The 20,754-nt window shown below is 68.4% G+C and carries 19 protein-coding genes and 1 tRNA gene; 7 read left to right on the plus strand and 13 right to left on the minus strand.

What is annotated here, in order from left to right; genetic code table 11:
* Positions 1 to 37: 37 nt before the first annotated feature.
* Complete coding sequence (locus tag L978_RS01685; protein ID WP_047519618.1) at positions 38 to 1,333, minus strand: M20/M25/M40 family metallo-hydrolase; 1,296 nt, start codon at positions 1,331 to 1,333, stop codon at positions 38 to 40.
* A 111-nt stretch (positions 1,334 to 1,444) separates the two neighbouring features.
* Here L978_RS01685 and L978_RS01690 point away from each other — a divergent pair.
* Positions 1,445 to 1,527 (plus strand) — tRNA-Leu (locus L978_RS01690).
* 189 nt (positions 1,528 to 1,716) lie between these two features.
* Here L978_RS01690 and L978_RS01695 read toward each other — a convergent pair.
* Together L978_RS01695 and L978_RS01700 are read right to left on the minus strand one after the other, a co-directional pair.
* Positions 1,717 to 2,814, minus strand: coding sequence for a VIT1/CCC1 transporter family protein (locus L978_RS01695; RefSeq protein WP_047519620.1), 1,098 nt, complete (start codon positions 2,812 to 2,814; stop codon positions 1,717 to 1,719).
* A 156-nt stretch (positions 2,815 to 2,970) separates the two neighbouring features.
* Positions 2,971 to 4,713: a DEAD/DEAH box helicase gene (locus tag L978_RS01700; protein ID WP_052193259.1), complete on the minus strand. Its 1,743-nt coding sequence runs from the start codon at positions 4,711 to 4,713 to the stop codon at positions 2,971 to 2,973.
* 149 nt (positions 4,714 to 4,862) lie between these two features.
* Here L978_RS01700 and L978_RS01705 point away from each other — a divergent pair, with 149 nt between their 5' ends.
* Complete coding sequence (locus L978_RS01705) at positions 4,863 to 5,690, plus strand: SGNH/GDSL hydrolase family protein (protein ID WP_047519624.1); 828 nt, start codon at positions 4,863 to 4,865, stop codon at positions 5,688 to 5,690.
* 3 nt (positions 5,691 to 5,693) lie between these two features.
* Here L978_RS01705 and L978_RS01710 read toward each other — a convergent pair whose 3' ends face one another.
* Positions 5,694 to 6,494: a TrmH family RNA methyltransferase gene (locus tag L978_RS01710; protein WP_047519725.1), complete on the minus strand. Its 801-nt coding sequence runs from the start codon at positions 6,492 to 6,494 to the stop codon at positions 5,694 to 5,696.
* Positions 6,495 to 6,592: 98 nt separating this feature from the next.
* Between L978_RS01710 and L978_RS01715 the strand changes: the two genes are divergently transcribed.
* Together L978_RS01715 and L978_RS01720 are read left to right on the plus strand one after the other, a co-directional pair.
* Positions 6,593 to 7,432 (plus strand): Sir2 family NAD-dependent protein deacetylase, encoded by an 840-nt coding sequence (locus L978_RS01715; RefSeq protein ID WP_047519626.1) that lies wholly within the window; start codon positions 6,593 to 6,595, stop codon positions 7,430 to 7,432.
* Positions 7,429 to 8,016, plus strand: coding sequence for a histidine phosphatase family protein (locus tag L978_RS01720; RefSeq protein WP_047519628.1), 588 nt, complete (start codon positions 7,429 to 7,431; stop codon positions 8,014 to 8,016). The genes L978_RS01715 and L978_RS01720 overlap by 4 nt, the downstream gene beginning before the upstream one ends.
* Positions 8,017 to 8,034: 18 nt before the next feature.
* Here the strand turns inward: L978_RS01720 and L978_RS01725 are convergent, their stop codons facing one another.
* From L978_RS01725 to L978_RS01745, 5 genes are read right to left on the minus strand one after another with little or no spacing between them, the layout of a single operon-like run.
* Entirely contained in the window at positions 8,035 to 8,841 is an 807-nt protein-coding gene (locus L978_RS01725) for an HpcH/HpaI aldolase/citrate lyase family protein (RefSeq protein ID WP_047519630.1), read from the minus strand.
* Complete coding sequence (locus L978_RS01730) at positions 8,838 to 9,326, minus strand: MaoC family dehydratase (protein WP_047519727.1); 489 nt, start codon at positions 9,324 to 9,326, stop codon at positions 8,838 to 8,840. Before L978_RS01730 ends, L978_RS01725 begins: the two co-directional genes overlap by 4 nt.
* Before the next feature lie 10 nt (positions 9,327 to 9,336).
* Positions 9,337 to 10,485 carry an acyl-CoA dehydrogenase family protein gene (locus L978_RS01735; RefSeq protein WP_047519632.1) on the minus strand — a complete coding sequence of 383 codons (1,149 nt, stop codon included), beginning with the start codon at positions 10,483 to 10,485 and terminating at the stop codon, positions 9,337 to 9,339.
* A 2-nt stretch (positions 10,486 to 10,487) separates the two neighbouring features.
* Positions 10,488 to 12,410, minus strand: a complete 1,923-nt coding sequence (locus tag L978_RS01740; RefSeq protein WP_047519633.1) for an ATP-binding protein — start codon at positions 12,408 to 12,410, stop codon at positions 10,488 to 10,490.
* Positions 12,411 to 12,415: 5 nt separating this feature from the next.
* Positions 12,416 to 13,969: a carboxyl transferase domain-containing protein gene (locus L978_RS01745; RefSeq protein ID WP_052193255.1), complete on the minus strand. Its 1,554-nt coding sequence runs from the start codon at positions 13,967 to 13,969 to the stop codon at positions 12,416 to 12,418.
* A 112-nt stretch (positions 13,970 to 14,081) separates the two neighbouring features.
* On the opposite strand from L978_RS01745, the gene L978_RS01750 reads away from it, so the two are divergent.
* Positions 14,082 to 14,690: a TetR/AcrR family transcriptional regulator gene (locus L978_RS01750; RefSeq protein ID WP_047519637.1), complete on the plus strand. Its 609-nt coding sequence runs from the start codon at positions 14,082 to 14,084 to the stop codon at positions 14,688 to 14,690.
* On the opposite strand, the gene L978_RS01755 is transcribed toward L978_RS01750, so the two are convergent.
* Genes L978_RS01755 through pdhA form a run of 3 tightly spaced genes read right to left on the minus strand, consistent with a single transcriptional unit; the run spans position 14,683 to position 18,166 of the window.
* Entirely contained in the window at positions 14,683 to 16,041 is a 1,359-nt protein-coding gene (locus tag L978_RS01755) for a dihydrolipoamide acetyltransferase family protein (protein WP_047519639.1), read from the minus strand. The genes L978_RS01750 and L978_RS01755 overlap by 8 nt on opposite strands.
* Positions 16,038 to 17,048, minus strand: a complete 1,011-nt coding sequence (locus tag L978_RS01760; RefSeq protein WP_047519641.1) for an alpha-ketoacid dehydrogenase subunit beta — start codon at positions 17,046 to 17,048, stop codon at positions 16,038 to 16,040. Before L978_RS01760 ends, L978_RS01755 begins: the two co-directional genes overlap by 4 nt.
* A gap of 2 nt (positions 17,049 to 17,050) precedes the next feature.
* Positions 17,051 to 18,166 carry a pyruvate dehydrogenase (acetyl-transferring) E1 component subunit alpha gene (gene pdhA / locus L978_RS01765; RefSeq protein WP_047519729.1) on the minus strand — a complete coding sequence of 372 codons (1,116 nt, stop codon included), beginning with the start codon at positions 18,164 to 18,166 and terminating at the stop codon, positions 17,051 to 17,053.
* Positions 18,167 to 18,337: 171 nt separating this feature from the next.
* Between pdhA and L978_RS01770 the strand changes: the two genes are divergently transcribed.
* Complete coding sequence (locus tag L978_RS01770) at positions 18,338 to 18,811, plus strand: Lrp/AsnC family transcriptional regulator (RefSeq protein ID WP_028501915.1); 474 nt, start codon at positions 18,338 to 18,340, stop codon at positions 18,809 to 18,811.
* Here the strand turns inward: L978_RS01770 and L978_RS01775 are convergent.
* On the minus strand, positions 18,783 to 19,682 hold the full coding sequence (locus L978_RS01775) for an alpha/beta fold hydrolase (RefSeq protein ID WP_047519644.1): 900 nt from the start codon (positions 19,680 to 19,682) through the stop codon (positions 18,783 to 18,785). The genes L978_RS01770 and L978_RS01775 overlap by 29 nt on opposite strands.
* 121 nt (positions 19,683 to 19,803) lie before the next feature.
* On the opposite strand from L978_RS01775, the gene L978_RS01780 reads away from it, so the two are divergent.
* A complete protein-coding gene (locus L978_RS01780) occupies positions 19,804 to 20,718 on the plus strand; it encodes a helix-turn-helix transcriptional regulator (protein ID WP_047519646.1) in 915 nt (304 codons plus the stop codon).
* Positions 20,719 to 20,754: the final 36 nt, after the last annotated feature.

Here is a 20,754-nt window from a genome sequence, read left to right on the forward strand (position 1 = left end):
GGCTTTCGGTGTTATCGCGGCACGGAGCGGCCGGCGCTCAGTACGTGCGCAGCAGATCGGCCAGCACACGCTGGCCGAAGACAAGCGATTCTACGGGCACTCGTTCATCGACTCCGTGGAACATCCCTGTGAAGTCGAGATCGGCGGGGAGCTTCAGCGGTGCGAATCCGTACCCCGTGATCCCGAGGTAGGCCAGCGCCTTGTTGTCGGTGCCCGCACCGAGGAGGTACGGGATCACCGGGATGCCCGGGTCGTGACGCCCGATGCTCGCGACCATCGCCTCGACCAGTTCGCCTTCGAACGGGGTCTCCATGCCGATGTCTCGCACGACCGTCTCGATCTCGATGTCGTCCCCCACGATGCTCTGAAGCTCGGCGAGCACGTCGTCCTCGGTCCCGGGGATCACGCGGACATCGATGAGCGCCTCCGCGCGCTCGGGAATCACGTTGTGCTTGTACCCCGCGCTGAGGACCGTGGGGTTCGTGGTGGTCCGGAACGAGGAACGCAGGAACGCCTCGGCAGGCCCGGCGGCCCCCGCGAGCGCATCGGGATCATCCACGCTGCGTCCGCTCAGCGCGCTGAGCCCCTCGAGCAGCGCCGTCGTGGTCGGCGTCAGGCGGATCGGCCACCGGGTGCGACCGATCGCCGCCACCGCCTCGGCGAGCTTCGTGACCGCGTTGTCGTCGTGCAGGCGACTCCCGTGTCCCGCGCGCCCCTTCGCGACCAGACGGATCCAGATCAGGGCCTTCTCGCCGACTTGCAGCAGGTACGCCCGACGGTCGTCCACCGTGATCGAGTAGCCACCGACTTCGCTGATCGCCGCCGTCGCCCCGGCGAACCACTCGGGTCGGTTCTGCACGACGAGCGTCGACCCTTCGACACCGCCGTTCTCCTCGTCAGCGAAGAAGGCCAGCACCAGATCGCGCTCCGGGCGCTCTCCGGCGCGGAGGATGTCGGCGACTGCGGTGAGGATCATCGCGTTCATGTTCTTCATGTCGACGGCGCCGCGCCCCCACAGCATGCCGTCCTGCACGATGCCGGCGAAGGGGTCGACACTCCAGTCCTCGGCCATGGCCGGCACGACGTCGAGGTGCCCATGAACGACCAGTGCAGGCTTGTCGCGGTCGCGCCCGGGCACCCGCGCCATCACGTTGGTGCGCCGCGCAACGGGTTCGTAGTACTCGACCTCGAGCCCCAACGCTTCCAGGTAGGACCCGACGTACTCCGCGGCCTCGCGTTCGCCCTTCGCGTTCCCTCCGCCGAAGTTGGATGTGTCGAAGCGGATCAGGTCGCTCGCGACGCGCGCGACCTCCGGAAGAGACGGATCGGTCATGGCTCCAGGCTATCGAAACCACGCGCCACGCCCGGGCGTATGGTTCGGTTCGAGTGCCCGCTGAGGACGTGGTAATGTCATTCTTCGGTCGGCAACGATCATCCAACACCTGCGCGGGTGGCGGAATGGTAGACGCGCTACGTTGAGGTCGTAGTGCCCGTAAGGGCGTGGGGGTTCAAGTCCCCCTCCGCGCACAGAGAGCCCCGGAGCATGACTGGTTCGCCAGTAATGCTCCGGGGCTTCTTCGTTCCCGTTGCGGTTCGATCGTGGTCGCTACCTGGTCGACGATCCGATCGCGGGATACTCCATCGGAGACCGCACCCCGGGCATCATCCATGACGAGGACGGCGCTCTGACGATCACGATCTCCTCGCCCGGATCGGTCAGACTGCCCCGACGCCGAAGAGCACGCCGAGCACATACGTGATCGCTGCCGCTCCGAAGCCGATCGCGAGCTGACGGAGTGCGCGCCGCAAGGGCGGTCCGCCCGAGAGCACCCCGACCATGGCGCCGGTGCTCAGCAGCGCGATGCCGACCAGCACCAGTGCGACGACGATCGCGTTGGTCCCTTCCAGCCCGAAGATCCACGGCAGCACGGGGATGATCGCGCCGGAGGCGAACAGCAGGAAGCTCGAGACCGCCGCAGTCCAATCGCTGCCGACGATCTCATGGTCGTCCGCGCGCTGGGCGTTGATCGGACCGGTCGCGGCTCCACGGACCCCGGCCTGCGCGGCGGTGACGATACGCCGAGCGCGAGCCAGCGACTCCTCCTGTTCCATGCCGCGCGCGCGATAGACGAGCGCCAGTTCGTTCTCGTCGATGTCGAGGTCTCCCGCGGACGCCGTGGCATCGTCGTTGGCGGCGGTGGCGGCGAGCAACTCGCGCTGCGACCGCACGGACACGAACTCTCCCGCGCCCATCGACAGGGCGCCGGCGAGGAGGCCGGCGATGCCGCTGAACAGGACGAATCCCGAGCTGACCCCGGTCGCACCGATGCCGAGCACGAGAGCGAGATTGCTCACGAGGCCGTCGTTGGCACCGAAGACGGCAGCGCGGAACGAGCCGGAGAGGCGCCGCCGGCCTCGAGCCGCGAGCCCACGGACGACCTCATAGTGGACCTTCTCGTCGGCGCGCATCGCCGGCGTCGCATACTGCTCGGAGTCATACGGCGAACGCGCTTCGGCGTTCTGCGCAAGGGCCAGCACGAAGATCGATCCGAACCGACCGGCCATCCAGCCGAGCATCCTCGACCTGACGCCCGCCCGAGGGAGCTTTTCGGGCTCGGCTCCGAGCAGGTCGAGCCAGTGCTGCTCGTGGCGACGTTCCGCGTCAGCGAGGCTGAGCAGGATCTCCCGCTCCTCTCCCGTGCGTCGGGCTGCGAGCTTCTGATAGACGGAGCCCTCAGCGCGCTCCTCGACGAGATAGCGGGCCCAGCGCCGACGGTCGGCGGGGGTCGGGGTGTCGGCAGCGGGCGCTGTCATGGATCCTCCAGAACGGGCAGTGCCCGGGGCGCGGGCAACCGTTCCACGCTATCCGGACCGCCCCGCCGACACCTCGCTCAGACGCGGATTGACAGCATTTCGGGGATCCGAATCGGCCGGCACGAGGTCGCGTCCGACACGCACCGATCGCTCAGCTCAGGAGCGCACGCGCTTGCGCAGGACCTCGATGCGCGACTGCAGCTGCGTCACCGTGGCTTGCGCGACCGCGGGGCCTCCACAGATCCGCCGGAGTTCGGCATGCACCGCGCCGTGCGGTTCGCCCTTCTGCCGGGCGTACAGGCCGACGAGGCTGTTCAACAGCTGTCGCTGCTCCTTCAGGGTGCGGTGAAGCGGCGGGGGCAGCGTCGTCGTCTCGGCAGGGCCCGCGGAGGCCTCCCGAGCCTCCCGCAACCGGGATTGCCGCGATTGTCGCTGCATGAGCAGCTCATGCACGTGCTCGGGTTCGAGGAGCCCGGGGAATCCGATGAACTCCTCTTCCTCCGGCGTGCCCGGCTCGGCCAGCTGACCGAACTCCTGGCCCTCGAACACAACCCGATCGAAGTGGGCGACCGAGGAGAGCGCCTGATAGCTGAACTCCTGCGTCAGCGCGTCAGAGGTCTCCTCTTCCCGGTTCGCGCTCTCGAGCAACGAATCATCGAGACCGTCTTCTTCTTTCGACTGACGGTCGAGCGCGTGATCGCGCTGTTTGTCCATCTCGTTCGCCAGGCCCATGAGCACAGGCACCTGCGGCAAGAACACGCTGGCGGCCTCACCGCGACGCCGGGCTCGCACGAACCGACCGATGGCCTGCGCGAAGAACAGAGGCGTCGAGGAGGAGGTGGCATACACGCCGACAGCGAGCCGCGGCACATCGACGCCTTCCGAGACCATGCGCACGGCGACCATCCACCGGTCCGTGCTCGCGCTGAACTTCTCGATGCGTTCGGAGGCCGTGGCGTCGTCGGAGAGCACGATCGTCGGCTGCTGACGTGTGATGCTGTGGAGGATCTTCGCGTAGGCGCGCGCGACCGTCTGATCCGTGGCGAGGACGAGCCCGCCGGCATCGGGAACGTGGTGGCGGATCTCGGTGAGGCGTCGGTCCGCCGCGGACAGCACCGCGGGCATCCAGTCGCCTTCGGGATCGAGTGCCGTGCGCCAGGCCTGCGACGTCACATCCTTCGTGTTGTCCTGACCGAGATGCGTCTCGAGCTCGTCGCCCGTGGTCGTGCGCCAGCGCATCTTTCCGGCATACATGTGGAACAGCACCGGCCGCACGACGCCGTCCGCCAACGCCCGCCCGTAGCCGTAGTTGTAGTCGGTGCGTGACACGCGCGCACCGGACTCGTCGGGGTGGTACTCGACGAACGGGATCGGTGCCGTATCGCTTCGGAACGGGGTCCCCGACAACAGCAGACGCCGCTTCGCGGGGCCGTACGCATCGCGGATGGCGTCTCCCCAGCTCAACGCATCCCCGCCGTGATGCACTTCGTCGAGGATCACGAGGGTCTTCGCGTCTTCCGTCAGATGCCGATGCACGGAGGACTTCGCCGCGACCTGTGCGTAGGTCACGACGGCACCGTGATAGTGCCGCGCCGGTGCCCAGTCGCTGTTGCGGAACCGAGGATCGAGGCGGATGTGCACCCGCGACGCGGCATCCGCCCACTGCGTCTTGAGGTGCTCGGTCGGCGCGACGACGATGATCCGATTGACCTCGCCCATGCGCATCAGCTCGACCGCGAGAGTCAAGGCGAAGGTGGTCTTGCCGGCACCGGGTGTGGCCGCGACGAGGAAGTCCCGTTGGTCGTCGCGGAAGTACTGGTCCAGCGCTTCCTGCTGCCAGGCACGCAGCTTGCTCGCGGTTCCCCATGGGGCACGCTGAGGAAAGGACGGAGAGAGCATCGACTCCACGATAATCGTTGCCGACGACACTGCGTCACCCGCCGCACTCCCCCGCGCGCGCCCCGCCCATCGGTCGGTCCCTCGGGGTAGGATCTGTCACTGCGCTGCGGCCACCGCCGCTCCGCGGAACGTTCGCGAAGGAGAGCTGGATGACCGACCAGGATTCGACTCGGACCCCCTATGTACCCAACGAGACGGCGCATCCGTGGCGCCGGTTCGTGGCACTCGGCGACTCGTTCACCGAGGGGATCGGCGACCCCGATCCGGCACATCCGGGAAGCCACCGCGGCTGGGCTGACCGCGTCGCCGAAGTCCTCGCCGCGCAGGTCGACGACTTCGCTTATGCGAACCTCGCGGTGCGCGGCAAGCTGATCGCGCAGATCGTCGCCGACCAGATCGAGCCCGCGGTGGCGCTGCGCCCGGACCTCGTGTCCATCTGCGCCGGCGGCAACGACGTGATCCGCCCGGGCACCGATCCGGACGCGATCGCCAGCCAACTCGACGACGCCGTCGCCCGCCTCGCTTCGACGGGGGCGGCAGTGCTGCTCTTCACCGGTATCGACACCGGCTTCACGCCGGTGTTCCGCGCCTTCCGAGGGAAGGTCGCGATCTACAACGAGAACGTCCGTGCGATCGCCGAGCGCCACGACTGCATCGTCGCCGACCAGTGGGCGCTCAAGGTCGTGCAGGACATGCGCTTCTTCGACGACGACCGCCTCCACTACAACGCACTCGGCCACCACGAAGTCGCCCGGATGGTGCTGCGCGCCCTCAACGTCCCGAACGATCTCGAGTCCATGCAGCCCGAGCCCTTCCCACTGCGGACCTGGCGGGAGGCGCGGTCGGAAGACCTCGGATGGGCGCGGGAGCATCTGGTCCCGTGGGTGCTCCGTCGGCTGCGGCACCAGTCATCCGGCGACAACATCGCCGCCAAGCGGCCCGAGCCCTCGCCGGTCGTGCTGCCCGAAAGGGACTGAGCTTCAGCGCTGCATCGCCCAGAGCGCGACCGCGGCCGCCGATGCCACGTTCAGCGAGTCCACTCCCCCACTCATCGGGATCGTGACGATATGATCGGCCGCGTCGAGCGCCGTCCGGGAGAGACCGTCCCCCTCGGAGCCCATCACGAGTGCGACGCGCTCCGGCCGTGCTGCTGCGTACGCATCGAGCGACACGGCATCATCGCGCAAGGCGAGCGCGGCGATGTCGAACCCGGCGGCGTGGAGGTCCTCGACCGCGGAGCCCCAGTCGACGATGCGTGTCCACGGCACCTGGAACACCGTTCCCATGCTGACTCGGACGCTCCGCCGGTACAACGGATCCGCGCCACCCGGCGACACCAGGACGGCATCGGCGCCCAGTCCGGCCGCCGCCCGGAAGGCCGCCCCCACGTTCGTGTGATCGCCGATGTTCTCCAGGATGAGGACGAGCGTCGCCCCTTCCAGCACGGTGCGAACGGACGGCAGCTCCGGGCGGTGCATCGACGCGATCGTCCCGCGATGCACGGCGAAGCCGGTGACGGCCTCGGCGACCTCGTCGGGGACGACGTACACCGGCACGTCGAAGTCACCGACGATCGCACGGATGTCCTCCACCCGGCGCTCCTGCACCAGGACGGAGCGCGGAAGGTGTCCGGCGGCGATCGCCCGGGCGATGACCTTCGTCGATTCCGCGATGTACAGCCCGCCCGCCGGTTCGTTCATTGCTCTGAGAGCCGTGTCCGTGAGCCCGCGGTAGTCGTCGAGGCGTGGATCGTGGACGTCGGTCACCGGGAACAGTTGCACGACTCCCACTCTGCCACCGCCGCGCTCGACGCGCGCACGGGGCGTCTCGCGCGATCCCCCGTCGACGCCACACCGTAGACTCGCTCGAGGAGGTCCCCGTGAGCGTGTCGAACACCGCCGAGCTGTCGGCCACCGTCGCCTACGCCGCAGAGCTGCTGCACGGCAAGCGCATCGCCCTCTTGACCGGAGCAGGCATCTCCACCGACTCGGGCATCCCCGCCTACCGCGGCGAGGGAGCCCGAACGCGCAGCGACCCGATGACGATCCAGACCTATCTCGGCGACGAAGCGGCGCGGCGACGCTACTGGGTGGGCGGGCATCTGGGCTGGCGTGCCTTCGCCAGTGCCGCCCCCAACCCCGGGCACACAGCTCTTGCTCGACTCGAAGCCGCCGGCAAAGTGTCCGGGATCATCACCCAGAACGTCGACGGACTGCATCTGCGTGCCGGAAGCTCCCACGTGATCGAGGTGCACGGCACGATGCGCCGGGTGCTCTGCCTGCACTGCGGCCAGGTCTTCGATCGCCGCGACATCGCCGTGCAGATCGAGGAACTCAATCCCTGGATCACCGTCCCCGAGAACATCGCTCTCGCGCCCGACGGCGACGTCCTCCCCGAGAGCACGGACGGCTTCATCGTCCCGGTGTGCACGGTGTGCGACGGGATGCTGAAGCCGGATGTGGTCTTCTTCGGCGAGTACGTGCCGCAGGACCGCTTCCGCGCCGCCGAGTCGCTGCTCCGCTCCAGCTCCGCCCTGATCGTCGCCGGCTCGTCGCTGGTGGTCAACTCAGGGGTGCGCCTCGTCGAGCGCGCCCGCCGCCGCAGCATCCCCCTCATCATCGTCAACCGGGAGCCGACGCGTGCGGACACCTGGGCCGATCTCACCATCGCCGCAGGTACCAGCGACGTGCTCCCCGCACTCCAGGAGCTCCTCACGTGACCTACCTCACGCTCGTCCGCCATGGCCAGACCGACTGGAACCTCGCACGGCGCATCCAGGGATCGACCGACATCCCGCTGAACGAGACCGGTCGGGAAGACGCGCGTTGGGCTGCGGAGAAGCTCGCGGGGACGACCCACCACGCCGTGTACTCGAGTCCGCTGCTTCGGGCCAGGGAGACGGCGGAGATCATCGCGGACAGGCTCGGACTGGAGCTCGCCGCCGTCGTCCCGGACATCCGTGAGCGTGAATTCGGCGATGGCGAAGGGCTGCTCGTCGAGGACTACATCCGCACCTACGGAGACTGGCACGCCGAGGTGCCGGGTGCGGAGACGCTGCACGAGGTGGGTGTGCGCGCCATCGCCGCGCTCCACGCGATCGACCGCGAAGCGCGCCGCCGTTCAGCTCCGCAGGCGGAGTCCGTTCTGGTCGTCGCGCACGGCGGCGTGATCCGCGCGGTGATCGACCACGTCTCCGGCGGCACGCTCCCCCGTGAGGGCGATGTCCTGCGCAACGGCTCCGTGCACCGCTTCGTCGCGGCTCCCGGATACCTGCGCCTGCTGGAGGAGTCACCGGTCCTCTGAGTTGATCCGCGCGCGCTGTCAGCGTGCGCGGGAGACGACGGAGCGCGCGTGGCGAAGCACGGGTTCGTCGATCATGCGTCCTTCGAATCGGAACACACCGCGTCCGCTCGCGGCGGCTGCGAGTACCGCACGCGCCCAGTCGATGCTCGTGTCATCGGGCCGGTAGGCGGCACGGATGAGCTCGACCTGACTCGGGTGGATGCAGGCGGTCGCGCGGAAACCGGAGGCGGCGGCATCCCGCGCCTCCCGCTGAAGGCCGTCCGAATCGTCGAGATCGATGTGCACGGCGTCGATGGCCGCCTTGCCGTGTGCGCCCGCCTCGAGGAGAACGCGCGCGCGAGCGTAGCGGGCGATGTCGCGATAGCCTCCGTCGGCGTTCCGTGACGAGGTCCCTCTGAGCGAAGCGACGAGGTCCTCGGCGCCCCACATCATCGCGGACACCGTCGGGTGCGCGGCGATGCGGTCCGCCGCGTGGACGCCACGGGCGGTCTCGCAGAGGGCGATCAGCGAGTAGCGCTCATCGAATGCCGCGAGGCTCTCCGCGCTCTCCGTCTTCGCGACCATCACGGTGCGGAAGTCGGTCTGCGCCAGCGCCGAGAGGTCGGCCGTGAAGGCATCGGTGTCCGGGGCGTTGACCCGCACGATCACGCGGTCAGGATCGATATCGGCGGCGATCACGTTCCGGCGCGCGGCATCTTTCGCATCCGGGAGCACGGCATCCTCGAGGTCGAGGATGACGGCATCGGCTCGCTCGGAGGCCTTCTGGAAGCGCTCAGGGCGATCGGCGGGGCAGAACAGCAATGCGGGCCCGAGGTCGAAATTCACGCCGTGGCTCCTTCCGGAAGGCAGTGCACGAGCACAGAGCGCACGGCGGTGGCGACGACCGTCCCGTCCTGGTTGCGTCCGGTGTGCGCGATCTTCACGATGCCCTGCCCCGGTCGGGATGAGGACAGCCGCTTCTCCACGATGACGCTCTCGGTATAGAGCGTGTCGCCGGCGAACAGCGGATGCGGGAATGCCACGTCACCGAAGCCGAGTTGTGCCACGAGGGTCCCCTGCGTCAACTGGGCGACCGAGGAGCCCACCATCGTCGAGAGGGTCCACATCGAGTTCATCAGCCGCGCGTGGAACGGATCCTGCGCATCGGCGAACGCCGCATCGAGATGGAGCGCCTGCGTGTTCATGGTCAGTGTCGTGAAGAGAACGTTGTCGGCCTCGGTCGCCGTACGCCCCGGACGGTGCAGGTAACGGGCGTCGATCTCGAACTCCTCGTAGTACAGCCCCCGCTGGAGGATGTCGTGCGTGGTCATACCGGCCACGCTACCCGGCGAGCCCGAGACCCCGCGCGATCACGAGGAGCTGTACTTCGGTGGTGCCCTCACCGATCTCGAGGATCTTCGAGTCGCGGTAGTGACGCGCCACGGGGAACTCGTTCATGAACCCGTTCCCTCCGAAGATCTGGGTCGCATCCCTGGCATTGTCCATGGCGGCTTCGCCGCCGACGAGCTTGGCGATCGCCGCCGCCTCGGCGAAGGGCTTGCCCGCATCCCGCAGCCTGGCGGCGTGGTGCCAGGCGAGTCGGGCGGTATGCACCCGCGCACGCATCCGTGCCAGTGTGAACTGCGCGTTCTGCCGAGTACTCAGCGCGGCGCCGAAGATGGTGCGGCTCTTGGCGTACTCGACAGCGGCCTCCAGACACCCCTCGGCTGCACCGGTCGACAGCGCAGCGATCGCGATGCGCCCTTCGTCGAGGATGCTGAGGAAGCTGCGGAAGCCCGTTCCCCGCTCACCCAGCAGGTTCGATGCGGGCACCCGGGCACCGTCGAAGGTCAGTGGATGCGTGTCGGACGCGTTCCAGCCCACCTTGTCGTACGGTGCCTCGACCGTGAACCCCGGCGTGCCGTTGGGGACGATGATCGTGGAGATCTCCTTGCGACCGTTCTCGTTCCCCGTGACGGCGGTGATGGTCACGAAGCGCGTGATGGGCGTGCCCGAATTGGTGATGAACTGCTTCGAGCCGTCGATGACCCATTCGTCACCGTCGAGTCGGGCCGTGGTCCTGGTGGCACCGGCATCGCTTCCCGCTTCCGGCTCGGTGAGACCGAAACCCGCCAACGCTCGTCCTGCGAGAAGATCCGGCAGCAGCTCGCGGCGCTGCTGCTCGGTGCCGAAGCGGAAGATCGGCATCGCGCCCAGGCTGACACCTGCTTCGAGCGTGATCGCGATCGACTGATCCACGCGACCAAGGGCCTCGATCGCGATGCCGAGCGCCATGTAGTCGCCGCCCTGGCCGCCGTACTCCTCCGGGAACGGCAGTCCGAACAATCCGAGATCGCCCATCTGCGCCACGACATCCATCGACAGCGTGTGCGTGCGGTCGGCCTCGTAGGCCTGCGGTGCGACGACGGTGTCGGCGAACTCCCGCACCATGGCGGCGAGCTCGCGCTCCTCCTCGGACAGATCTTCCATGTTCAGCTCTCCTCCGTCGTCACACGGGCGACCGGTTGGTCGCGCCGTACCTGGTCGCCGACCGCGACCAGCAGATGCGCCACCCCGTCGTGGGGTGCGAGCACAGGATGTTCCATCTTCATCGCCTCGATCGAGACGAGTGCATCACCGGCGGACACCGGATCCCCGTCCGCGACGTGCACCGCGACGACGCTGCCCGGCATCGGGGCGCGTCCTTCCGGTTCCGTCGCCGCAACCCCCGCGTCACGCGCGGACAGTCGTCGCAGCATCCGCTGCTTCCGGTCGAGGGGCCGGAGGCGCACGGTGCGGCCGCCCTCGGCGACCCACACGGCTCCATCGCCATCCACGGCGGCACGGATCGCTTCGCGCGACCCGGTGGGAGACGTCTCCGTGAGCGCGATCTCGTCGTCGGCGTCCGTGAGTGCGACGAACGGTGCGCCTGCCACCTCTGCGGCCCCCAAGCGCCACCCCGGAAGCTCACGCCACAGGGGGCTCGTCCGCACCGGCTCGGCGTGCCCGGAAACCGCCTCGTGCGCCGCGGCGAGCTGCGCCGACGAAGGCCTCTCCGCGTCGAACGGAAGCAGGGTGTCGATGAGACCCGTGTCGAGGTCGCCGGCGAGGACGCGCTCGTCCTGACAGAGGGCCCGGAGGAACGCGATGTTCGTCTCGACGCCCAACACGACCGTGCGTGCGAGCGCCTCGTCGAGACGAGCAAGTGCAGTGGCACGGTCATCTGCGAACGCGATCACCTTCGCGATCATCGGGTCGTAGTAACCCGTCACCGCGCTTCCGGTCTCGATCGCGGCGTCGACGCGGACACCGATAGGGGGCTCGAACAGCAGAACAGTCCCGGTCGAGGGGAGGAATCCGCGCTCCGGCGACTCCGCGTACACGCGGGCCTCCACGGCGTGACCACGCAGACGGGGCGCGATCGCGAGCGGAAGCCCATCCGCGGCACGGAGTTGGAGAGCGACGAGATCGAGCCCGGTGACCTCCTCGGTCACCGGGTGCTCCACCTGCAGGCGGGTGTTCATCTCGATGAAGAACACCTCATCGGGAGCATCGGCGTCGATGAGGAACTCGACGGTGCCCGCGCCGACGTACTCGACACTCTCAGCCGCGAGGACGGCCGCCGCGAGTAGCTGTTCCCGGGTATGTGCGGGGATGCCGGCGGACGGTGCCTCCTCGATGACCTTCTGGTGCCGTCGCTGCAGCGTGCATTCCCGTTCGCCGAGCGCGACGACCGCCCCGTGCGCATCTCCGAAGACCTGAACCTCGATGTGCCGTGGGCGCCTGATCAGGCGTTCGAGGATCAGAGCATCGTCCCCGAACGCCGCGGCCGCCACACGTCGTGCCGAGGCGAGGGCGCCGGGAAGCCCCGTCGCGTCGGTGACGACCTCCATGCCTTTGCCGCCTCCGCCGGCGCTGGGCTTGACCAGCAGCGGATACCCGACGCGCTCCGCCTCCTCGGCGATCTCGAGATCGGACAGGCCCTTGGCATCGAAGCCAGGGACCACGGGAACGCCGTAGCGCAGGACATGGTCACGAGCGCGCGCTTTGTCCCCCATGATCTGCAGAGCCTTCACCGACGGGCCGATGAAGACGATGCCGCTCTCCGCGCAGGCCTCCGCGAGTCCGACGCTCTCGGAGAGGAACCCGTAACCGGGATGGATGGCCTGGGCACCGGTGCTGCGGGCGGCGGCGATCACGGCATCGATGTCGAGGTACGACTCCGCCGCCGGTGCAGGTCCGATCCGCACGGCGACGTCCGCCTCGCGCACGTGCGGTGCCGAGGCATCGGCGTCGCTGTACACCGCGACGCTGCGGACGCCGAGGGCGCGGAGGGTGCGGATCACGCGCCTGGCGATCTCGCCGCGGTTGGCGACGAGGACCGTGTGGAAGGAGATCTCGGGTGACGACGACATGGCACTCACATCCGGAAGACGCCGAAGCGCGGTTCGGGCAGCGGACTACGGGCGACGACATCGAAGGCGAGGCCCAGGAGGTCGCGGGTCTGAGCGGGATCGACGATGCCGTCGTCCCACAGTCGAGCAGTCGCGTAGTACGGCTCTCCCTGATGCTCATACTGTTCGCGGATCGGCGACTCGAAGGCGGCGCGCTCGGCACTGCTCCAGCTCTCGCCGCGCGCGGAGAGCTGGTCTTCCTTGACGGTCGCGAGAACCGAAGCCGCTTGCGTCCCGCCCATCACGGAGATGCGGCTGGCCGGCCAGGTCCAGAGGAAGCGGGGTGAGTAGGCCCGTCCACACATCGAGTAGTTGCCCGCCCCGAAGGATCCGCCGATGATGACCGTGAGCTTCGGCACCCTCGTGCTCGCGACAGCCGTCACCATCTTCGCGCCGTCCTTGGCGATACCACCGGCCTCGGCATCGGAGCCGACCATGAATCCCGTGATGTTCTGCAGGAAGAGCAGAGGGATGCCGCGCTGATCGCACAGCTCGATGAAGTGCGCTCCCTTGAGCGCGGACTCGCTGAACAGCACCCCGTTGTTCGCGACGACACCGACGGGATGCCCGTGGAGTCGGGCGAAGCCGGTGATCAGAGTCGTGCCGTACTCGGGCTTGAACTCGAGGAAGGTATCGCCGTCGACCAGCCGCGCGATGACCTCGTGCACGTCGTAGGCGGCGTTGACGTCGACCGGAACGGCGTCGTAGAGACTGGACGGATCCGACGGCGGCCGGCTGGTGGCAACTTCCCACGCGGGTGCTGCGGGCGGGGGAAGCGTGGCGACGATGTCACGAAGGATCTCGAGTGCGTGCTCATCGTCTTCGGCGAGATGGTCGACCACGCCGCTGCGTCGTGCGTGCAACTCACCGCCGCCGAGCTCCTCCGCGGTCACGACCTCGCCGATCGCGGCCTTCACGAGCGGTGGGCCGCCGAGGAAGATAGTGCCCTGCCCTTTGACGATCACGGTCTCGTCACTCATCGCGGGCACGTAGGCGCCACCCGCCGTGCAGGAGCCGAGCACGGCGGCGAGCTGCGGGATACCTTCCGCGGACATGCGCGCCTGATTGAAGAAGATCCGGCCGAAATGCTCCCGGTCCGGGAACACCTCGTCCTGTTTCGGCAGGAATGCCCCTCCCGAGTCGACCAGGTAGAGGCACGGCAGACGGTTCTCGAGCGCGATCTCCTGGGCCCGCAGGTGCTTCTTGACGGTGAGGGGGAAGTAGGTGCCTCCCTTCACCGTCGCGTCATTGCAGACGACCATCACGTGACGGCCGTGGACGAGACCGATGCCGGCGATCACACCTGCTCCCGGGGCCTCTCCCCCGTACAGACCGTCGGCCGCGAGCGGGGCCACCTCCAGGAACGGGCTGCCTTCGTCGAGGACCCGTGCGACACGGTCGCGCGGGAGGAGCTTCCCCCGGGAGACATGGCGTTCTCGGGACGCCTCCGGTCCCCCGAGCGCGGCCGTCGCGAGGCGTTCTCGCAGCTCCCGCGCGAGTGACTCCTGAGTTGCGGGCATCGTGATGTCCTCCTCGACCCACGTCCGCGCAGGCGACAGCCCTGGCGCGGTGCATGCACTTTCGGTTAGTGTTCACTAACCCGTTGCTTCAGGTTAGCGAGGATTAACTGAGATGACAAGCCCGGTCACCGCCCGAGACCGCGCCAAGGCCGAACGGTCCGATGCGATCCTGCACGCCGCCGCACGACTCTTCGCCGCGCGCGGGTACAGCGGCGTGAGCCTGGAAGACATCGGCGCAGCCGTCGGTGTCTCCGGTCCCGCCGTCTACCGCCACTTCGCGGGGAAGCAAGCCCTGCTGGGCGCTGTGCTCGTCAAGGTCAGCGAGGACCTCATCCGAGGGGGACAGCGCGTCGCCGAGGAAGCTCCGACCGCCGACGAGCGGATGCGCGCGTTGATCCGATTCCACGTCGACTTCGCTCTGGGCAACGCCGAGGTCATCCAGGTGCAGGATCGTGACCTGGCTTATCTGAGCGACTCCGACCGCGCCGAGGTCCGCCGATTGCAGCGCTCCTACATCGAGCTCTGGATGTCGGCGCTGTCGCCGTTGCACGGGGCTGCCGAGGGCGGCGTCGACCAAGACGAACTGCGCCTTCGTGTCCAGGCGTGTTTCGGACTCATCAACTCCACCCCTCACAGCACGCGCGCCGCTGCCAGGCAGCGCTCCGCCACCGCGACCGTGCTGGTCGCGATGGCGGAGGCCGCTCTGCGCGCGACTACCTGAGGAGCATCGCTCTTCCCGGTTCCTCGAGGATGTCGGCGACGTCCTTGAGGAACCGCGCTCCTTCTGCGCCGTCCACCAAGCGGTGGTCGAAGGACAGACTGAGCGTCATGAGGTCACGAAGCGCGATCTCGCCGCGGTGCTCCCACGGCTGTCGCCGAACGGCGCCGATCGCCAGGATCCCGGACTGCCCCGGCGGGAGGATGGGCGTGCCTGCATCGACTCCGAAGACGCCGATGTTCGAGATCGAGAACGTGCCGCCCGCGAGCTCGGCGGGCGATGTCTTTCCCGCGCGCGCGACCTCGGCCAGCGACTTCACCGCATCCGCCAGGCCGAGCAGCGTGAGCTGTTCCGCGTCCCGGATCATCGGGACGATGAGGCCTCGATCCGTCGCGGCGGCGATCCCGAGGTCCACGTAGTTGTGCTGGACGATCTCGCCGGCAGCCTCATCCCACCGGGAGTTCAGTCCAGGGGTGCGCCCCAGGGCGAGGCAGACCGCCTTCGCCACGACGGTCAGCGGGCCGATGCGGTGCTCGGCGAGCGAACGGTCTTCGCGGAGGCGGGCGAGGAGTTCCATCGTCCCGGTCACGTCGACCGTGTGGAAGACGGTGACGTGCGGTGCCGTGAACGCGCTCTGCACCATCGCCGCAGCCGTGTGTCTGCGCACACCGCGGATCGGGATGCGCGTCTCGCGCTGTTCGTCGCCGAGCGCTGCGGCACTGGACGGCACGGTCGATCCGCTCACCGTGTCTTCCTCGCCCCCTGCGGCCACGGCTCCGACCCGCTCCGCATAGGCGTCGACGTCGGCGCGGGTGACGACGCGGTCGCCCACCTCGGCGGCGACGAGCACCAGATCGATCCCGAGACGTTTCGCATGGGCGCGCACCGGTGGTGTCGATCGCGGCCGCTCGATCGGGGCCTCGACGGCGGCGGACGAGGTGGCATCATGCGGCGCCGCCTCGAGGACCGCCGTGTCGACCGCCGTCGCGGTGACGCCGACTCGCCGGGCACGTCGCGCTGGACGTCCCGCAGACGTGGGTGCCGCTCCATAACCGACGAGGTTGGGCTGGGCCTTCTCCCCCGATGCGGCGGCCGGAGTCGGCCCGCTCTCGTCGCCTCCCACCTCGAAGTCGATCAGGGGTGCTCCGACGGCGACGGTCTCGCCGGCCTCGGCGTGGAGCGTCGCCACCGTTCCGGCATAGGGAGAGGGAAGTTCCACGATCGCTTTCGCCGTCTCGACCTCGGCGAGCGTCTGGTTGAGCGTGACCGTGTCGCCGGGCGAGACCAGCCAGGACACCACTTCGGCCTCGGTGAGCCCTTCCCCGAGATCGGGAAGGCGGAACTCGGCGTTCATGCGTCTGCTCCCGTCAAGCTGTTCGGCCGATCCAGCACTCGATCGACCGCGTCGAGCAGGCGATCGAGGTCGGGCAGGTGGTACATCTCGAGCTTCGCCGGCGGATACGGGATGTCGTGTCCGGTGACGCGCAGCGGCGCCGACTCGAGGTATTCGAAGCAGCGCTCGGTGATGCTGGCGATCACCTCGGCCGCGACGCCGGCCTCACGGGAGGCCTCGTGGGCGACGACGACTCGTCCGGTCTTCCGCACGGAGGCGGCGACCGAGTCGTAGTCGACCGGTGAGAGCGAGCGCAGGTCGATGACCTCCAGGGAGATGCCGTCGTCCTCTGCAGCCTCGGCGGCCTGGAGCGCGGTCGACACCATGGCTCCGTAGGTGATGAGCGTCGCGTCCGTGCCGGCGCGGACGACACGCGCCAATCCCATCGGAGGTGCGTCGGCGAGGGGTGCCTCGAGGTCGACCTCTCCCTTGTGGTGGTAGAGCCGCTTCGGCTCGAAGAAGATCACGGGATCATCCGAGGCGATCGCCTGCCGCAGGCTGCGGTACGCGTCCTCGGGATTCGAGACCGCGATCACGCGCAATCCGGCGGTGTGGACGAAGTACGCTTCCGGAGACTCGGAGTGATGCTCCGCCGCACCGATGCCTCCAGCCCACGGGATCCGGATGGTGATGGGCATCTTGACGCGGCCTTGCGTGCGGTAATGCAGCTTCGCGACCTGCGCGACGATCTGATCGAAGGCCGGATAGACGAAGCCGTCGAACTGGATCTCGACCACCGGTCGGTAGCCGCGGAACGCGAGCCCGACCGCTGTACCGACGATGCCGGACTCCGCCAGCGGGGTGTCGATCACACGCGCGGCGCCGAACTCGTCCAGGAGCCCATCGGTGATGCGGAACACCCCACCGAGCTTCCCGATGTCCTCGCCGAGGAGAACGACCTTGTCGTCGTCGCGCATCGCCTGGCGGAGCCCCGCCCCGAGGGCCTTCCCGAGCGTGAGTTCGGTCATGCTCAGACCTCGCCTTCGAACGAGGCGAGGTACGCCGCGTACTCGTCGCGCTGGCGCTCGAGCCCGGTGTGCGGATCGGCGTAGACCCCATCGAACACGGCCAGCGGCGGGCGCGTCACCATGTTCAGGCACGCCGCCCGCATCTCCGACGCGATGACGTCGGCGGCCGCCTGAGTCTCGGCGAGATCCTCGTCCGTCAGGTCTCCGGTGGCGCGCAGGTGTGCCTCCAGCCGCGCGATCGGATCGCGGCGGCGCCACGACTCGAGTTCGTCCTGGTCGCGGTAACGCGTCGGATCGTCGGCCGTCGTGTGCGGACCCATGCGGTACGTGACCGCCTCGATGTAGGCCGGCCCCTTGCCGGAGCGCGCGTGATCGAGCGCCCAGCGCATGGCCGCCATGCAGGCGAGGACATCGTTTCCGTCGACGCGGACGCTGGGGATGCCGAACCCCGGCGCCCGCCCGGCGATCGGATACTGGGACTGCACCGCGACCGGCTCCGAGATGGCCCAGTGGTTGTTCTGGCAGACGAAGACGACCGGTGCCTGGTAGGACGCGGCGAAGATCATCGCCTCGTTCACATCGCCCTGGCTGGTCGCGCCGTCTCCGAAGTACGTCACCGCGACTTCGTCGGCACCGTCGTGCTGAATGCCCAGAGCGTAACCGACCGCGTGAAGCGTCTGCGCGCCGATGATGATCTGCAACGGAGCAACGCCGAGTGCAGCGGGGTCGTAGGCTGCCCCCTCTTCACCGCGCCACATGCGCACGTAGTCGCCGGGCTCTGCGCCGCGCGCGTAGATGACGCCGGTCTCCCGGTAGCTGGGGAACACGAAGTCGTCCTTCGCGATCGCCCGGGCAGTGCCGATCTGCGTGGCCTCCTGGCCTTGGCAGGGAGCCCAGAGACCGAGCTGGCCCTGCCGCTGGAGCGCCACGCCTTCGGCATCGATCCGGCGGAGGATGACCATGTCGCGGAGCAGAGAGCGCAGCTGTTCGGCATCGACGTCCGAGACGAACGGGTCCAACCGAGGGTTCGCGACACGGTTTCCGTCCGGGGCCAGGATGCGCTCGGAGAGCTCCAGGTCCTGGGCGGTGTCTGCGATGGGGGTGATCTGCGGTGACATCATCGTCCTCCTCGTCCTCGGCGGCCCTCGTGAGGCTCCGCGCGGTGATGCCGGCGTCATCACCGGCATGGTCCGAGAGTACGTCCGCTGAACACCTCGCTCAAGCATTCGAACCCGGCTTGAGCATGTTGCTCAATTTGCGCGGGGGCGATGCTGCTAAGGTTTGGCACTATGCCCGGACTGGACCGTATCGATCTCGAACTCCTCGCTGCTCTCGCCGACGACCCGAGGACGACGATCGTGGCGTTGGCGGAGAATCTGGGGCTGTCACGCAACACGATCCAGGCGCGGATGGCCCGGTTGGAGCAGAGCGGGATCTTCCTCTCCTACGAGCGGTCCTTCTCCCCCGACGTCCTGGGCTTCCCGCTCCAGGCGTTCGTCAGCATCGGCGTGCGGCAAACGGAACTCCCCCGCATCATCAACGAACTGGCCCGGATCCCCGAGGTCGTCCAGGCGCACGGACTGAGCGGGTCGATCGATCTGCTCGCGCGGGTCGCATGCCGCGATGCACGCCATCTCTTCGACACCGACGCCCGCATCCTGTCGATCGAGGGGGTGGAACGCACCGAGACCTCGCTCGCGATGGGCGAGGTCATCCCGTTCCGCGTCGCGGGCCTCATCGGCCTCGCGCGACGGGAATCCTGAGGAAGCGACGCACCGCACCCGCCGCTTCGGCAGGCGTCTCATAGTGGATGAGATGGCCGACGTGAGCGATCTCGACCAATTCGACATCCGGGAAGGTCTTCGCCAGCTTCCGCTCGGCCTCGATCGGGGTGATGTCGTCGCGCTCCGCAGCCACGAGCAGGGTCGGGACATCGATCTCGGGCGCGAACTCCCGGACGTCGTGCGAGACGCTCGCGACGAAGGCGTCGCGCAGCACGTCGCGGTCTGAGAAGCGCGAGAAGTAGGTGTCGTGCTGGTCGTGGATGAACCGGCGCAGCGCGGGATCCTTCGTCTTGGCCATCGTGATGCTCATCACCCGGACGATGACGCGGTTGCGCAGCAGCGCGGTTCCGAGCCGCTCCGGAAGACGGGCACCGAGCGCGTAGTAGAGCACGGCAAGGCGCGTCATCAGACCTTTGGGGCCTTCCAGCGCCGGAGCACCGATCGGGTTCAGCAGGATCAGCCGGGGAGTGCGCAGACCTCGCGCGACGGCCGCTGCCGTCACGATCGAACCGAACGAGTGCCCGAGGATCACGGCACTCGGCGCCACCGTGGCCGCGAAGTCCGTGAGCCAACCGGCGTACTCGTCCAGGTCATGCCGCCGCCCTGGCAACGGTGCCGACTCGCCGAAACCGGGGAGGTCAGGGGCGATCACACGCACTTCGGGAAGGTAGGCCAACACCGGTTCGAGGCCGTGGTGCTCGCCGCGGAAGCCGTGCACGGCGATGACGGTGGTCTCGGCATCCTCGGGCCCGTACACCCAGTACGCGGTCGTCGCACCCCGCACCTCGACCTCGTGTCGCTGCACGGGGAGGCGACGCAGGCGGTCTGCATACGGGGAAGGCACGGTCATGATCCGAGTCTACGAGTCGACGTGCGTCGGCCCGACCCGGAAACGATCAGACACGGTGCTATACGCTCCTGGTGATGTGCTGCCGAGTGGGATCGCAGCGCGAGGAACAAGGAGCACGGCCATGCAGTTCACATCCACCGACATCGCACAGGTGGAGTCCACGTGGCACCAGTTCGTCCCCTCGTCGTCGCTGCAGAACGCCGACCCTCGCCACTTCCGCTTCGACTGGCATTCCGAAACCCTCGACAGCGTCGCTGTCGTGAACTACCGACTCGCCGCACAGATTCACTCCCTCGCCGAACCGCAGGACCAGTTGCTGGTGTGCCGTGTCGACGCACCCGACGCCAGAGTCTGGTCCGCTCGCCACTCGCTCGACCCGGGGCGACCGTGGATCTCGGACGGCACCCGCGTCGAGGCGAGATGGGATCGCGCTGCACGAGTCCGCGCGTTCGTCATCGATCGCGCCGCCGCGGAGACCCGCGCTGCACAGATCACGGGGGTCGACGGAAGAAAGCTGCGCACCACGGGATTCGCTCCCCCCTCCGCCGTCGCCGCGCAGCGCTGGGAGAGGGCTTTCTCCTATGTCGAGGGAGCCCTCGACGACGAGGCCGCAGAGCCGCTCCTGATCGCCGAGCTCGAACGACACGTCCTGATGATGACCCTCGCCACCTTTCCGACGACGTTCTCCGAGTGTCTCGATCGCCCTGCCCAGCGCGCCGCGGCACCGGCAGCCGTCCGGAGGGCGCTCGCGTACATCGACGAGAACGCGCATCGTGCGATCACCATCGACGATGTCGCCGCGGCGTCGTTCATCTCGACGAGGGGTCTGCAGTACGCATTCCGTCGGGCGCTCGACATCACGCCTGCAGAAGCGCTGCGTCGCGCACGCCTCGACGGCGCCCGGCGTGATCTCCACGCGGGCAACGGTCGCTCCGTCACGGAGATCTCCCGTCGCTGGGGCTTCAGCAACTCCTCGCGGTTCAGTGCCGCCTACCGTGAGGCGTACGGCAGCACACCGTCGCTCACGGGACCGTGACACGGGGCGAACAATCTTTTCGTATCCGACGGCGAG

It is taken from the genome of Microbacterium sp. ZOR0019 (assembly GCF_000800925.1).
Taxonomy (GTDB): domain Bacteria; phylum Actinomycetota; class Actinomycetes; order Actinomycetales; family Microbacteriaceae; genus Microbacterium; species Microbacterium aurugineum.